Annotated in this window: 15 protein-coding genes; 2 read left to right on the forward strand and 13 right to left on the reverse strand. The window is 67.4% G+C overall.

The window, feature by feature from the left end; genetic code table 11:
- Nucleotides 1-7: 7 nt before the first annotated feature.
- From D6T63_RS05245 to D6T63_RS05290, 10 genes are all read right to left on the reverse strand, one after another.
- Nucleotides 8-901 carry a F0F1 ATP synthase subunit gamma gene (locus tag D6T63_RS05245; protein WP_120147955.1) on the reverse strand — a complete coding sequence of 298 codons (894 nt, stop codon included), beginning with the start codon at nucleotides 899-901 and terminating at the stop codon, nucleotides 8-10.
- A 90-nt stretch (nucleotides 902-991) separates the two neighbouring features.
- On the reverse strand, nucleotides 992-2,626 hold the full coding sequence (atpA, locus tag D6T63_RS05250; protein WP_120147956.1) for a F0F1 ATP synthase subunit alpha: 1,635 nt from the start codon (nucleotides 2,624-2,626) through the stop codon (nucleotides 992-994).
- 96 nt (nucleotides 2,627-2,722) lie between these two features.
- Nucleotides 2,723-3,535, reverse strand: a complete 813-nt coding sequence (locus tag D6T63_RS05255) for a F0F1 ATP synthase subunit delta (protein WP_120147957.1) — start codon at nucleotides 3,533-3,535, stop codon at nucleotides 2,723-2,725.
- A complete protein-coding gene (locus tag D6T63_RS05260; protein WP_120147958.1) occupies nucleotides 3,535-4,086 on the reverse strand; it encodes a F0F1 ATP synthase subunit B in 552 nt (183 codons plus the stop codon). Before D6T63_RS05260 ends, D6T63_RS05255 begins: the two co-directional genes overlap by 1 nt.
- A gap of 50 nt (nucleotides 4,087-4,136) precedes the next feature.
- Nucleotides 4,137-4,352, reverse strand: a complete 216-nt coding sequence (locus tag D6T63_RS05265) for an ATP synthase F0 subunit C (protein WP_019481292.1) — start codon at nucleotides 4,350-4,352, stop codon at nucleotides 4,137-4,139.
- Nucleotides 4,353-4,427: 75 nt separating this feature from the next.
- Nucleotides 4,428-5,249, reverse strand: coding sequence for a F0F1 ATP synthase subunit A (gene atpB / locus D6T63_RS05270; protein WP_120147959.1), 822 nt, complete (start codon nucleotides 5,247-5,249; stop codon nucleotides 4,428-4,430).
- A gap of 85 nt (nucleotides 5,250-5,334) precedes the next feature.
- Nucleotides 5,335-5,652, reverse strand: a complete 318-nt coding sequence (locus tag D6T63_RS19720; protein ID WP_235830563.1) for a hypothetical protein — start codon at nucleotides 5,650-5,652, stop codon at nucleotides 5,335-5,337.
- A 1-nt stretch (nucleotide 5,653) separates the two neighbouring features.
- On the reverse strand, nucleotides 5,654-6,178 hold the full coding sequence (locus D6T63_RS05280) for a hypothetical protein (RefSeq protein ID WP_182976876.1): 525 nt from the start codon (nucleotides 6,176-6,178) through the stop codon (nucleotides 5,654-5,656).
- A 170-nt stretch (nucleotides 6,179-6,348) separates the two neighbouring features.
- A complete protein-coding gene (locus D6T63_RS05285; RefSeq protein WP_120147960.1) occupies nucleotides 6,349-7,371 on the reverse strand; it encodes an MraY family glycosyltransferase in 1,023 nt (340 codons plus the stop codon).
- On the reverse strand, nucleotides 7,368-9,386 hold the full coding sequence (locus D6T63_RS05290) for a polysaccharide biosynthesis protein (RefSeq protein WP_120147961.1): 2,019 nt from the start codon (nucleotides 9,384-9,386) through the stop codon (nucleotides 7,368-7,370). The genes D6T63_RS05285 and D6T63_RS05290 overlap by 4 nt, the downstream gene beginning before the upstream one ends.
- Before the next feature lie 203 nt (nucleotides 9,387-9,589).
- Between D6T63_RS05290 and D6T63_RS05295 the strand changes: the two genes are divergently transcribed.
- Nucleotides 9,590-10,564, forward strand: a complete 975-nt coding sequence (locus D6T63_RS05295; RefSeq protein ID WP_182976877.1) for a glycosyltransferase — start codon at nucleotides 9,590-9,592, stop codon at nucleotides 10,562-10,564.
- Nucleotides 10,561-11,505, forward strand: coding sequence for an NAD-dependent epimerase/dehydratase family protein (locus tag D6T63_RS05300; protein ID WP_120147963.1), 945 nt, complete (start codon nucleotides 10,561-10,563; stop codon nucleotides 11,503-11,505). The genes D6T63_RS05295 and D6T63_RS05300 overlap by 4 nt, the downstream gene beginning before the upstream one ends.
- Before the next feature lie 4 nt (nucleotides 11,506-11,509).
- On the opposite strand, the gene D6T63_RS05305 is transcribed toward D6T63_RS05300, so the two are convergent.
- The 3 genes from D6T63_RS05305 to prmC all read right to left on the reverse strand — a co-directional run bounded on the left by D6T63_RS05305 (nucleotide 11,510) and on the right by prmC (nucleotide 14,158).
- Complete coding sequence (locus D6T63_RS05305; RefSeq protein WP_120147964.1) at nucleotides 11,510-12,292, reverse strand: L-threonylcarbamoyladenylate synthase; 783 nt, start codon at nucleotides 12,290-12,292, stop codon at nucleotides 11,510-11,512.
- Nucleotides 12,293-12,356: 64 nt separating this feature from the next.
- Nucleotides 12,357-13,280, reverse strand: coding sequence for a glycosyltransferase (locus D6T63_RS05310; RefSeq protein WP_120147965.1), 924 nt, complete (start codon nucleotides 13,278-13,280; stop codon nucleotides 12,357-12,359).
- A complete protein-coding gene (gene prmC / locus D6T63_RS05315; RefSeq protein WP_120147966.1) occupies nucleotides 13,277-14,158 on the reverse strand; it encodes a peptide chain release factor N(5)-glutamine methyltransferase in 882 nt (293 codons plus the stop codon). Before prmC ends, D6T63_RS05310 begins: the two co-directional genes overlap by 4 nt.
- Nucleotide 14,159 lies beyond the last annotated feature (1 nt).

The following is a 14,159-nucleotide window of genomic DNA, read 5'->3' on the forward strand; positions in this document are numbered from 1 at the left end:
GAGGACATCAGGAGGCGTTCAGCGCATCCGCGCCGGCGACGATCTCCGAGAGCTCCTGGGTGATCTCCGCCTGGCGGGCGGTGTTGCGCAGGCGTGTGTACTTCTTGATGAGCTCCGTCGCGTTGTCACCTGCGGACTTCATCGCCCGCTGGCGGGCAGCGAGCTCGCTCGCCGCTGCCTGCAGCATGGCGGCGAAGATACGCGCTTCGATGTACCTCGGAAGGAGCGCGTCCAGAACCTGCTCGGGCTCCGGCTCGTACTCGTAGAGAGGGAGGAGTTCGCCGTCCTGCGGCTCGTCCTCGTCCACGACCTCGAGCGGGAGCAGGCGCATGATGGACGGTTCCTGCACGACCATCGACCTGAACTTCGTGTAGACGACATGGATCTCCTCCACGCCACCGTCCTCGAAGTCCTTCAGGAAGGTGGACAGGAGCGCCTCACCGACCTCGCGGGCGGTGCTGAACTCGGGAGCATCGGTGCCTCCGGTCCAGACCTTCTCGTAACCGCGGCTGCGGAAGTCGAAGTAGACCTGGGCTTTCCGGCCGATGAGGTATGCCTGGATCTCCTTGCCCTCGGAGCGGAGCGTCTCGAAGAGTCCCTCCGCCTGCTTGAGGGCACTGGCCGAGTACGAGCCGGCGAGGCCTCGGTCGGATGCCATCACCAGTACGGCTGCGCGCCGCACCTGACCGCGCTCGGTGGTCAGGGGGTGGTCGATCTCCGTCTGCGACGAGACGGCCGAGACGGCACGTGTAATCGCGTTCGCGTACGGCAGCGCCGCGGCGACACGCGTACGTGCCTTGCCGATGCGAGAAGTCGCGATCAGTTCCATCGCCTTGAAGATTTTCCGCGTCGATGTGGTCGAGGCGATCTTCTGGCGGTAGACCCGGATCTGGGCTCCCATTGTTGTCCTTTCCTTCGCTTCCGCTAGGAGAAGCGATCAGGCCAGGGTGCTGCACGCCGGGAGGGTTGGTCCCTCCCGGCAGCAGATCCTCTAGCGCTTGTGCCTGACGATCTTTTCCTGCTCGACCGAATCGGCGTCGATCGCTTCGTGCTCCTCGTGACCGGGGTGGACACCGTCCCCACCGGTACCGAAGAAGCCCTGCTTGAAGTTCGTGATCTGCGTCTTCAGCTCCTCGATCGTCGAGTCCTCGAGCTTGCCCGTCTGTGCAAGGGTGGTGAGGATCGGCGACGTGTGGCCGAGGTGTTCCAGGAACTCCGTCTCGAAGCGGTTGATGTCCTCGACGGGTACTTCGTCGAGGTGCCCGTTCGTTCCTGCCCAGATGGAGACAACCTGCTGCTCCACCGGCATCGGTGAGTACTGGCCCTGCTTCAGCAGTTCCATCAGGCGCGCACCACGGGTCAGCTGCTGACGTGATGCCGCGTCCAGGTCGGAGGCGAACATGGCGAACGCCTGCATGTCGCGGTACTGGGCGAGGTCGAGCTTCAACGTGCCCGAGACCTTCTTCATCGACTTCACCTGGGCGGCACCGCCGACGCGGGACACCGAGACGCCGACGTCCACGGCGGGACGCTGGTTGGCGTTGAAGAGGTCCGACTGCAGGAAGATCTGGCCGTCGGTGATGGAGATGACGTTGGTCGGGATGTAGGCCGACACGTCATTCGCCTTCGTCTCGACGAGCGGCAGGCCCGTCATCGAGCCGGCGCCGAGCTCGTCGGAGAGCTTCGCACAGCGCTCAAGGAGACGGGAGTGCAAGTAGAACACGTCGCCCGGGTAGGCCTCGCGTCCCGGCGGCCGGCGGAGCAGGAGGGATACCGCGCGGTAGGCCTCTGCCTGCTTCGAAAGGTCGTCGAACACGATCAGGACGTGCTTGCCGCCGTACATCCAGTGCTGCCCGATGGCGGAACCGGCGTAGGGGGCGAGGTACTTGAAGCCCGCGGGGTCGGAGGCGGGAGACGCGACGATGGTCGTGTACTCCAGGGCACCCTTGTCCTCGAGGGTCTGGCGGACCGCAGCGATGGTCGATGCCTTCTGGCCGATTGCCACGTAGATGCAGCGGACCTGCTTGTTCACGTCGCCGGAAGCCCAGTTGGCCTTCTGGTTGATGATCGTGTCCACTGCGATGGCGGTCTTGCCGGTCTGGCGGTCGCCGATGATCAGCTGGCGCTGTCCGCGGCCGATGGGAATCATCGCGTCGATGGCCTTGAGGCCGGTCTGCATCGGCTCGTGAACCGACTTGCGCTGCGTGACGCCGGGAGCCTGGGTCTCGAGCGCTCGGCGGCCCTCGGCGACGATCTCGCCCAGGTCGTCGATGGGCTGGCCCAGGGGGTCCACGACACGACCGAGGAATGCGTCGCCGACGGGAACCGAGAGGATCTCGCCCGTGCGGTGCACTTCCTGGCCTTCTTCGATGCCGTTGTAGTCACCGAGGACGACGACACCGATTTCACGGGTGTCGAGGTTCTGGGCGAGTCCGAGCGTGCCGTCCTCGAACCGCAGCAGCTCATTGGCCATGACCGAGGGGAGTCCCTCGACACGGGCAATGCCGTCGCTGGCGGTGGTCACGCGGCCGACTTCGACGCGCTCCGCGTTTCCGGGCTCGTAGGACGCCGCAAAGTCGTTCAACGCACTACGAACGTCTTCGGCGTTGATGGTCAATTCGGCCATCTCAGTCCCTGCTCTCCTGTGTTGTGATCACCATGGGATGCGTGGCGACCGGGGTGTGATTCAGTTGATGACATGGAAGGAACAAGGCGCGAACGCCTATCCCGCCAGCTTGCGACGGAGTTCGGACAGGCGGGTGACGACGGTCGAATCGACCATTTCGTCCCCTACGCTGACGCGCACTCCACCGATGAGTGAGGGGTCTACCTTCACGTTGACCTTCAGCTGCCGGCCGTACATCGCGTTCAGACCGGTCGCCAGGCGTTCCTGCTGGCTTGCCGTCAGCGGACGGGTGACGCTGACGTTGGCGATCCAGCGCTGCTGGCGTGCTGCAACCAGTTCGAGGAACCGCCCGACGAGCGCTGCGGGCTTCATGCCCCGCGGGGCCCGAACGGCCTGGCTGATCAGCAGCCGTGCTGCCGGCCCGGCCTGCGGCACGAGCTTCAGGCCGAGGGCCACCTTCGACTCCGGGGTGGCCTGCGCTTCCGACAGCGCCCTCTGCAGGGCGTGGTTGGACGCGACCACCTGGACGAAGGAGTACAGCTCGTTCTCGAGCTCTTCCAAGCCCTCCACACCGCTGCCCTGCTCGGCCACCGAGATGACCACGGTGGCCGCGAGGGTCTCCAGGGCGTCACCGATGTCGCGAGCATTGCCCCAGCGCTCACCGACGAGGTCGCGGACGATACTCGCCGCTTCGGGCGAGACACGACCGGCGATCAGCTGATCGACGAGCACCGCTTTGTCGCTGCCGGTGCGTGAGGGATCCGTCAGCGCACGGCGGAGGCCTGCATTGCTGTCCAGGATCACCAGGACACCGAACAGGTCCTCGGCCAGTGCCAGGTCGGCGCCGGGCAGTCGCGGCTCCAGTCCTTGACGGACCTTCGCCAGGGAGAGGCTCGATACTCCTGCCATTACTTCGCTGCACCTGCGCTCGACGACGTCTCGAGGTCTGCGAGGAAGCGGTCGACGACACGCGACGAGCGTGCGTCGTCGGCGAGGGACTCCCCGACGATCCGGCTTGCCAGGTCGGTCGCGAGCGTTCCGACCTCGGCCCGGAGCGAGACCACGGCGGCCTGGCGCTCGGCTTCGATCTGGACGTGGGCCTGCTCGGTGATGCGTGCCGACTCGGCCGCAGCCTTCTCCTTCAGGTCCGCGAGGATCTGGGCACCCTCGGCGCGCGCCTCCTCACGGATGCGGTTCGCCTCGGTCCGTGCCTCGACAAGCTGCTGCTTGTACTGGTCGAGGGCCGCGTTGGCCTCGGCCTGAGCGGCCTCGGCTTTCGCGATGCCGCCTTCGATCGCCTCGGTTCGCTCGGCGAATGTCTTTTCGAATGCCGGCATGACGAACTTGCGAACGATGTACATCAGGACGACGAAGCCGACAACGGTCACCAGCAGTTCCCATACGTTCGGGATCAGAGGATTCGATCCCTCTTCCGCCGCCATAATCGCTGCATCAAGCATTTTTCACCCGTCTTTCTTCAACTGGTCTTCGGTCGGTCGGAGCGGCTGTGTCAGGCGCCGATGACGAAGGCGAAGACGAGACCCAGGATCGCGAGGGCTTCGGTCAACGCCAGTCCGAGGAAGGCGATGGGCTGGAGGACACGCTGTGCCTCAGGCTGGCGAGCTACACCATTGATGTAGGCCGCGAAGACGAGACCCACGCCGATACCACCGCCGATTGCGGAGAGACCGTATCCAACGAGGTTGAGGCTACCCTGTACTTCCATTGTGTTCCTTTCAAGATGCCGCCTTGATGCGACAGGTTGTTTGGGATCATCCCCGACGGGGAAGACGTGTGTGAATCAGTGGGCGTCGGCGTGCAGGGCGCCTTCGATGTAGATCGCGGCGAGCAACGTGAACACGTAGGCCTGCAGGACCATGATCAGCGCCTCGAGCATGTACATCGCGATCGAGCCGACGAGGACGAGGACGCTGGTCCCCTGGAGGAAGATGTTGCCCGTCATGACCATGTACTCGATGGCCGAGCCGGCCAGGGTCACGATGAGGTGGCCGGCGAGCATCGTGGCGAAGAGTCGGAGCGAGTGGGTGACCGGCCGGACGATGAAGTTCGAGATGATCTCGATCGGCACCACGATGAGCAGGATGTACCACGGGACGCCCGACGGGACGACGGCCAGCTTGAAGTAGCGGATGCCGTGCTTCTTGAGGCCGATACCGACCCAGAGGAAGAAGAAGAGGGCTGCGATACCGTAGGCGCTGCCCGGGTGGGAGAACGTCGGCAGCTGCAGGAACGGAATGGCCCCGAAGATGTTGTTCACCAGCACGAAGAAGAAGGCGGTGAAGAGCCAGGGGACATAGCGGAGGAAGTCGTTCCCGCCGATGATGTCCTTGCCGATGGAGTTGCGGACGAAGCCGTAGGCCGATTCTCCCAGGAACTGGAGTTTGCCGGGCACCATCTGCCGACGTCGTGAGGCGATGAGGAAGAAGGCGGCAATAAGGACGACCGAGAGGATGGTCAGCAGCATCTGCTTACCGAATCCGGCCTCCAGCAGGACGCCGTACTCGCCACCCCACGGGAGGATGTCCCTGTAGTGGGTGTCCTCGATCGTCGGGGCTACGAATCCCTCTTCGGTAGTTGCGGCCGGGAGCGCAAGCGCGATCAACGCGTTTCCTCTCTGCAGTGTCCATCATTGGGCAAGATCTGTTCGGCCGAAGCGTGACTGGTCCGACTCGTTAAGTTAAGGGGAATCACTCGGGTCCTACCTCGGCACCGGGCGTCGTCCGGAGTCCGCTTCGCGGATTCGGCGTGTGGTCCCGAGTGAGGTTGTGCATGTGGGAGAGGTAGAAACCCCCCGCTGCACCTAAGAACGCTCCCGCCAGCACCAACCAGCGCGTGTCGAGGAGGTTATCCAGGCCCCAGCCTATCAAACTCCACACCAGGATCCCGCCAATGATGTAGCTGAAGACCGCCATACCGGCGTTGTAACCGCCGTTCGAAAAGCGCGCGTCGACCTGCTCGGACGGAGGAGCCGGATCGTTGTCCGGAGCGGGGGTGGAGCCTTGCATGTCAGTGTCCTTCCGTTCGATGGACAGGAGGGGCGGCATCCGAGGCAGGGGTGGCTTCCGGGCTCGGGGCGGCTTCGCCGGCGTCCTCGGCGTCGTCGTAAAGAGGTGTCCTCAACCGCGAGAAGGCGAAGACCTCGGCGACCTGCCAGGCGATGACGGTGGCGAGAGCACCCGTGAAGAACCAGGTGCGGTCGAGCCAGCCCGGCGTTCCCAGGAAGAAGAGGACGGCGGCGAAGCCGACCACCTTGATCGCATAGGTCACGGCGAAGAGCCCGAGGGCTCCGGACGGGTTCGTCCGTCCTGTGTAGTGCCCGATGAGGAGGCTGATGCCGAAGAAGGCGATCACGAGGGCGGCGCCGAAGAGCACGCTCAGGCCGGCAGCAGGCGCTGTCGCAAGGGTTGCCGCAACCGCCAGCACGACGGCGACGGTTCCGCCTGCGGCGGCACTGCGCGACAGGATCCCCAGCCAGGGCGATTCGATGGCGCCCGATACCGGTACGAGGTTCGGGCGATCGGGTCCGTTCACCGGATGATCCGGTCGTGGCACGTTCTGTCCGCTCTGTCTGCTGCGCCGTCCGGCGCCCTGCTGCTCCTCCGCCGACGGCGTCGGGAGGTCTGATGCCGGATCAGCGGAACTGGTCGTCGTCGCGCCCGGCGCCTGAAATTCTACCGCACGCGGGGACGGGCCTCCGGGAGTCAGGCTTCCGCCGTCGCCCGGCGCCGGGCTACCGCGCGGAAGATCCGCGGCGAATAGAGGTAGAGCGCGACGACGACGGCCGCGAACAGCGAAACGGACACCGCGAGGGGCGCGGGGGCAGTAGCGAGCACGAAGCCGGCGGCAGCGGTCAGCGCAGAGAGGATGCTGACGAAGATCGACACCTGGACGTGGTTGAGGCCGGCGTCCGTCAGCCGCTGGTAGACGTGCTGGCGGTGCGCAGTCGAGAGCCGCTCACCGCGTCTGGCCCGCCGGAGGAACGTGGTGAACGTGTCCGCGAGGTAGATCAGCACCGGCGAGAGGAGATATTCGAGGTAGACCCCGGCGAGTAGTCCGGTCACGGCGATGGCGGCGATGGAAGCGCCGAGCAGATAGCTGCCCACGTCTCCGAGGAACACGAAGCCCCTCCCCAGATTCCACGGCAGGAATCCCGTGAAGGCAGCGGCGACCACGAGGCCCGCGACCGTCAGCCACACCTGGTCGCTCAGCACGCCCGCCCACGAATAGAACAGGCCGACGACCAACCCGTGCATGCCCGAGATCCCATTGATACCGTCCATGAAGTTGGTGGCATTGATGTAGGTGGCGAAGGCGACGGCTCCGACCGGGACCCACCAGTAGCTGCTGTCGTCGATCGACGTCGCGAGCGCGGCAGTGCCGATCGCCCCGATGACGAGTTGCGCCGACAGGCGGACCCTGACGGACAGGCCGCGGAAGTCCTCGACCCAGCCGAGGGTGGAGGCTGCTGCCACCAGGACGACGATGACGAGGATCAGCGAGCGGTCGACCGCGACCAGACCCGTGACGAGCGAAAGGATCAGCGCTGCCAGGATCGCCACCGCCACGGCCAGTCCCATCCCGCGGATGACGACGGTGCTGTGGGAGGACCTGTCATTGGGGATGTCGATGACCCCCAGCCGCCGGAGCAGGGGCTTCACGACAACCGGCAGTGCAAGCGAGAGGACGAGCGCGACAAGCCCGACGACGACCAGGAGGACGCTCACGACGCACCGCCGCCGGCACCGGAGGTGGAGGGCGTGGACGGCCGCGACGCCGAGGTGGGGCTGCTATGGCGGACGGTGCCTGCCGCGTCGTTCTTCTCGTACGCCGATCCGCCGTCGGGAGTGGCACCGGGCGTGGCACCGGGCTCGATGGCACCGAGCTCCGTGGCTGCATCGAGCGATGCGATGCTCCGCTGGTCGTGTCCGAAGCCGCCCTCGGCTTTCCATTCCTGCAGGCTGAGCTGCTGCGGGTCGAGCGGCACCACCGAGGTGTGCGAGATCTTCGGGTGGAGTGGACGGGAGTCCTCCTCCCCCACGCCCATCAGGTCCTCGTGCATCTTCTCGCCGGGCCGCAGTCCCGTGAAGACGATATCGATGTCCTTGCCGGACATCGCGATCATGCGCTGCGCGACGTCGAGGATCTTCACGGGTTCCCCCATGTCGAGGATCAGCACCTCGCCTCCCCTGCCGATCGCACCGGCCTGCACCACGAGCTGGCATGCCTCGGGAATGGTCATGAAGAACCGGGTGACGTCGGGGTCGGTCACGGTGATCGGACCGCCGTTTCGGATCTGCTCCGTGAACAGCGGGAGCATGGAGCCGCGACTGCCGATGACATTGCCGAAGCGGACGGACACGAAGCGCTGCCCCGTGCGCTCCGCGTGCCAGGACGTGAGCTTCTCCGCGACGCGCTTGGAGTGACCGAGGACGCTCGTCGGATCGGCTGCCTTGTCCGTCGAGATGTTGACGAAGTTGGTGACGCCTACCGCCGCGGATGCCTGCAGGACATTGAGCGATCCCTGGACGTTGGTCTTCCAGGCCTCCTCGGGATACTGCTCCAGCAGGGACACGTGCTTGAGGGCTGCCGCGTGGAACACGACCTGCGGCCTGCGGTCCTCGAAGATGTCGAGCAGGGCGTCGGCGTCGCGGATGTCCGCCAGCACGGTATCCCTGCCGGTCAGGAGGCCGCGTCCGGTGAGGGATATCTGCGTGGACTGCAGGCCGGTCTCGTCGCGGTCCAGCATGATGAGCTCGGCCGGGGCGAAGGCCGAGAGCTGCCGGCACAGCTCCGAGCCGATCGAGCCACCGGCACCTGTCACCAGCACTCGCTTGCCGGTGATGTAGCCGGCCACGTCGTCGGGGTGGATGTCCACCGGGCGCCGCCCGATGAGGTCCTCGACGGCGACCTCGCGGAAATCGGCGATCGCCGGGCCCGTGGCCCCGAGCATGTCCCGCAGCGGGGGCAGGACCAGCACCTTGATCCCGAGGCCCGCCACGAGGTCGGAGACCCGGCGCACCTGCGCCGCCTCGACCTCCGAGAAGGCGATGACGAGGATCGATGCCTGGGTCCTCGTAGCCACCTCACGCAGGTCGTCGATGCGGCCCAGGACGGGCACGGCGGAGAGTCGGAGGTGCTTCTTGGCGGGATCGTCGTCGATCAGCCCGACGGGGAAGTAGGGCGATTCCGGATCCTGCATCATCCGGTTGACGAGGGAGTTGCCGAGGAACCCGGCTCCGTAGATCAGCGTGCGCTGGGCGTCCTCGCCCGGCTTCGCCTTGCTCTCGACGTACATCCTCTTGAGGTACCGCGTGGCCGCGAGGAACATGCAGGCGAACGGGAAGGCGATGATGCCGATGCTCCGCGGCACCTCGATCACGGTGAAGAACGCGACGCTGACCAGGACGAGGATCACCCCGACGAGCACCGCGACGATGACCAGGAGCTTCGCCTCGTGGAAGCTGCCGAAGCTGTACCTGCCGCGATAGAGCGCGAAACTCAGGCCCACCACCAGCTGCGCGACCACGGCGACCGCACAGAATGCTGCGATGCCCGGGACGTTGACTTCCTTGACGAGGAGTTCGTAGCGCAGGATCAGCGCAAGGAGGATGGCGACGATCCAGGCCGCCGCATCCAGCAGGTACTGCGACCACAACCAGATGGCCGGTTTGTCGCCGGTCGAGGCTGCGGCGGTGGAGCCGGGTGTCCGGGCGGTAGCCCGGCCTTCGTTGAGTCCCATGATTCCTAACGGTGTCATGCAGGCCGACACCGCCTTCCACACTTCACGTGCTGCCGCCGGGAGACCCGGCACCGGTAGTGCCGGGACGGGACCGGCAGGGGCTGGAACGCGGTGTAATAGACTGCTACTACCCGAGAATACTAACTGCCCCGCCTGTGCCAGGCCTGTTGCGCACTGCCTTGGCGCGGCCTGGAAGGAACAGGTTGCCCGCCCCTGACGCCGGCTCTCCCCGCGTATTCATCGTCATCACCACCTTCAATCGGGCAACCCACCTGCAGGAACTCCTCGGTTCCATCGCGTCCCTCGATCCTGCACCCGCGGGCGTCATCGTCGTCGACAACGCCAGCACCGACGGCACCGCCGGGGTACTCGCGGCGGTCGATCTTCCCGTGCCGGTCATCGTGCACCGGCTCCCGAGCAATGTCGGAGGTTCGGGCGGCTTCGCGGCCGGGGTGACGGCCGGACTCGAGGAGGGCGCCGACTGGCTATGGCTGATGGACGACGACGTCGTCGTCCTCCCCGACGCCCTCGCCTCCTTCGCTCCCTGGATGGGCCGCTACTCCTGCATCCACGGGCGCCGCCTCGACCACGCCGGGAACCCCTTCTTCTGGCAGCACATCCTCAACGAGTCCCTCGGCGTCCATCTACCGGTCCGCGGCGATGTCTTCGCGTCGTCTCCGGTCTTCCACACCAACGTCGGCTGCTTCGAGGGGATGCTCGTCTCCGCCGACGTCGTGCGGGAGACGGGTCTGCCGGATGCGCGCTTCTTCCTCAACGGTGACGACACCACCTACGGCTGGCTCATCTCGCAGCAGCACCCCGTGGCCTACGTCGACGCGTTCGTGCTCCGAAAGACCCGCCCCCAACGGCAGATCGACCTTGGCGTACGCCACCTGAACGATTCGAGCGACCTGTCACGGTTCTGCGGCATGCGCAACCGCGGGTACCTCGCACGCTACCTCCAGGTCCACGGCTGCTACTCCCGCGTGGGCTTCGGCCTCGGGACTTTCCTCTCGGCGGGCAAGGAGGTCGTACGGCTGGTCGCCGTCGAGCGATCCCTGTCAGGGGTATCCGCCCTGTGGCGGGGTTGGCGAGCCGCGCGCGTCATCCTGCGGGATCGGGACTGGCGGCCTGAGCCCCCGCTGGCGGACCCGGCCGTGCAGGCGGAACGCCGGTGAGCTGGCTCGTCCTCGGCGGGTCCGGCTTCGTCGGGTCCGCGATACTCCGGGCACTCGAATCAGCAGGCGTCGAAGCCCGGACCGCTCCTGCGCCACGGCTCAGGACCGCGGCGGACACACCGGAGGCGCTGGCCGAGGCCGCCGTCCGTGCTGACATCACGAAGCTGGTGGCACTCATGGAGGGGCACGATGTCGTCGTCAACGCGGCGGGACTGGCCACGCCGTCCGCGTCCGCCGGCGCCGACCTGCTCGGCGCGAACGCTCTGCTTCCCGTCGTCCTCGCCCGCGCGGCCGGCGAGGCACGCGTCCGGCGCTTTCTCCACCTGAGCAGCGCGGCTGTGCAGGGGAGAACGGCCACTCTGGACGAGACGGATGCCGTACGGCCGTTCTCGGCCTACTCGCGCAGCAAGGCCCTCGGCGAACAGGGCCTCGCTGCGCTGCGGCTCCCCGACCTGTCCGTGGTGACGGTGCGCGCCACGTCGGTCCAGGGCACGGGACGCCCGACGACGACGGCTATCGCGCGGCTCGCCCGCTCACCGCTGGCCTCGGTGGCTTCACCGGGCAGCGCGAAGTCCCCCATCACCTCGGTCGAGGCGCTGGCCGACCTGGTGGTCGCGGCGGGGCGCCACGAAGACGCCGTGCCCCGGATCGTCCTGCAGCCATGGGAGGGACTCACGGCCCGCTCGGTCCTCGAGGCGGCGGGCGGGCGGCCCCGTGCGCTGCCGGCGGCCCTGTGCAGGGTAGCCGTGGCAGGAGGCTACGCGGCGTCGATGCTGATGGGCAGACGCCTGGACGGACACGTGCGCCGCGTGGAACTGATGTGGTTCGGGCAGGATCAGGTGCCCGGCTGGGCTGTGCAGGCAGGTATCGTCCCGACGGCCCGGGTGCGGGACGTCCTCGCCGCTGCCGGCGCTGCAACCGGGGGCACCGTCTGGAGGTAAACCGTCAGGAGGTGAAGGGGCCGGAGCCGCCGGACACCGCCGGCGCGTCGTCCACCGACTCTGCCGGTGTTCCGCTGCCAGGCTCTGCCGGTGCAACCTTCCCCGACTCCGCCGGAGTCCCGCCGCCCGGGTCGCCGTCGATCCCGACGATTCCCGGCACGACCTCGCGCAGCCGTTCCAGCGAAAGAGTGCCCTGGCGGACGACCCGCAGGGTCTCCCCCGTCGCATCGACGATCGTCGAGCCTGTGCCGCCTCCCGCTGTCCGTGGGCCTGCGTCCAGGTACACGGCCACGGATTCCGCCAATTGTCCTGCTGCCTCGGCGGCCGTCGTCGCGGCCGGCTGACCCGTCCTGTTCGCCGAGGAGACGGCCAGCGGCCCCGTGAGGGTCAGGAGCTCGAGGGCTACCTCGTCGTCGGGCATCCGGAGGGCAACGGTACCGAGTGCGTCACCCAGGTCCCAGGTGAGGGACGGCTGGGAATGGCAGATCAGTGTGAGGCCACCGGGCCAGAACGCCTCGGCCAACCTGCGCGCGTCGGGAAGGACATCCGTCGCGAGGCCGTCGAGCGTCTGGACCCGTGGGATGAGGACCGGCGGCGGCATGTTCCGGCCGCGCCCCTTGGAGGCCAGCAGGGTCGCGACGGCCTGGGGTGAGAAGGCGTCGGCTCCGATGCCGTACACGGTGTCCGTCGGCAGCACGACGACCTGCTTGAGCGAGACGGCCCGCTGGGCTGCGGTCAATCCCTCGCGTCGCTGAAGGGGGTCGGAGCAGTCGTAGCTAGTGGTCACCGGATCATCTTTCCATCAGGGGGGACACGCCTGCGCGCGTCAGGCGGGTGGGTCAGGGGCGGACTCAGGCCGAGGGCGGCGGGCCGAAGCCCGTGCCGCGGAAGCCTGCCGAATATGCTGCGAACCAGGCCCGCAGGCCCCTCAGGTCGCGCTGTGTGAGGAAGTAGTAGGGGAAACCGATGACGTCCGCACCGAACCATCGAAGGTTCCGGTACTTGCGGGCGAGGTAGGCCCGGTTGCGGAAGTAGGAGAACCGCTTGAAGTCGCCCTCGGGGATCACGGGGATGATGAAGCCGCCGAAGATTGGCTTCATCTCCGTCCAGGTGGCCGGGTGGCGGACGGCCACGGTGGCCAGGGTCCCGTACTTCAGACCGGCCTTCCGCACGCGTGCGAGGAAGTCCACCTCGTCCCCGCGGATGAAGAACTTCATGTCCGGCAGCCCGATCTTCGAGAACACCTCGGCGCGGATCAGCGCCCCGTTGAAGAAGTGCACCATGTCGGGCAGGAAACCCATCGGCTCCAGCGTCGCGCGGTCGTTGGTCAGCAGTCCGTTGATCCGGAAGTTGAAGGACAGGCGAGAGGGATCGGAGGTCGCCGCGACCAGTGGACTCACGATGTCGAGCTCGTGCTCGTGCGCGGCGCGGAGCAGTTCGGTGAGGCAGCGCTCGTCCTCGGGATGGCCGTCGTCGTCCATGAGCCAGATCCACTGGGCCCCGCTGGCGATCGCCGCGAGGATCGCGAAGGCGAAACCACCCGCACCGCCGAGGTTCGCCTCCGAGCGCAGGTAGTGGATGGTGCCCTCGGCGGCTGCTACGACATCACCGGCCGGCTTCGTGCCGGAGTCCACGAGCGCCACCGTCACGATCGGTGCTGTCTGGGCGGCGAGCGAGCGCAGGAGCTGGGCCAGCTCCCCGGGGCGGTCGTAGGTCACCGCGGCCACGGCCACGGTGTCGCCGGTCGATGGTGCCTGGGTCGGCTGCTCCGTCATTGTGATGCCTGTCCTGTCGTCGCTGTCGATCCTGTCGATGCCTCGTCGTCCCTGAGCACGGCGCTCGTTGCTCGGTCTCGTCCGCCGAGGTCCTGGTGCGTCGTCACCGAGGACCAGACGCCGGCCTGCACGAGGAAGGCGGCGACCCAGGGCGCCTGTACCTCGGCGTGCTCCATGACGAAGCTGCCGCCGGGCCTGAGGAGCCGCGCAGCAGAGGCTGCGGCGGCCCGCGGCAACTGCAGGCCGTCCGCTCCCCCGCCGTACAGGGCCATCTGCGGATCGTGCTCCGCCACCTCGGGCTCGTTCGGCACGGCTTCCGCGGGGATGTACGGCGGATTGGAGACCACGATGTCGAAGGAGCCGTTGTGCTCGGGAAGGGCCGTCGCGAGGTCGGCCTGGATCAGGCGCACCCCGAATGGCGCGAGGTTCGCTGCCGCCCAGGCGAGTGCCAAATCGCTGAGCTCGACGGCGTACACCTCCGCGCCCGGCACCTCGTCCGCTATCGCCGCGGCGATCGCCCCCGATCCGGTGCCGAGGTCGACGATCTTCGGGCCGACCATACCCGTGGCCAGGTCGATCACGAGCTGCGCCACCGTCTCGGTCTCGGGCCGTGGGATGAAGACGCCGGGCCCGACCGACAGGTCGAGGCGCCGGAAGGACGCCGTTCCCGTCAGGTGCTGCAGGGGCACCCGCCGGGCACGCTCGTCGATCAGGGCGTGGAAGCCCTCGGGGATGTCCGCTCCGGTGAGGGCGAGGGCACGCAGGCGTCCCCTTGAGACCCCGAGGAGGTGGGCGGCCAGAAGTTCGGCGTCGACCCTGGGACTCGGGACGCCTGCCTCGCGGAGCCGACGCTCCGCTGCCCGCAGGGCTTCCTCCACG

This window comes from Arthrobacter cheniae, assembly GCF_003602275.1.
Classification (GTDB): domain Bacteria; phylum Actinomycetota; class Actinomycetes; order Actinomycetales; family Micrococcaceae; genus Arthrobacter_D; species Arthrobacter_D cheniae.

Coding starts and splice junctions, on each gene's coding strand:
- D6T63_RS05245 (WP_120147955.1), bottom strand. CDS start 901: ATGGGAGCCCAGATCCGGGTCTACCGCCAGAAGATCGCCTCGACCACA.
- atpA (WP_120147956.1), bottom strand. CDS start 2,626: ATGGCCGAATTGACCATCAACGCCGAAGACGTTCGTAGTGCGTTGAAC.
- D6T63_RS05255 (WP_120147957.1), bottom strand. CDS start 3,535: ATGGCAGGAGTATCGAGCCTCTCCCTGGCGAAGGTCCGTCAAGGACTG.
- D6T63_RS05260 (WP_120147958.1), bottom strand. CDS start 4,086: ATGCTTGATGCAGCGATTATGGCGGCGGAAGAGGGATCGAATCCTCTG.
- D6T63_RS05265 (WP_019481292.1), bottom strand. CDS start 4,352: ATGGAAGTACAGGGTAGCCTCAACCTCGTTGGATACGGTCTCTCCGCA.
- D6T63_RS19720 (WP_235830563.1), bottom strand. CDS start 5,652: ATGCAAGGCTCCACCCCCGCTCCGGACAACGATCCGGCTCCTCCGTCC.
- D6T63_RS05290 (WP_120147961.1), bottom strand. CDS start 9,386: ATGGGACTCAACGAAGGCCGGGCTACCGCCCGGACACCCGGCTCCACC.
- D6T63_RS05310 (WP_120147965.1), bottom strand. CDS start 13,280: ATGACGGAGCAGCCGACCCAGGCACCATCGACCGGCGACACCGTGGCC.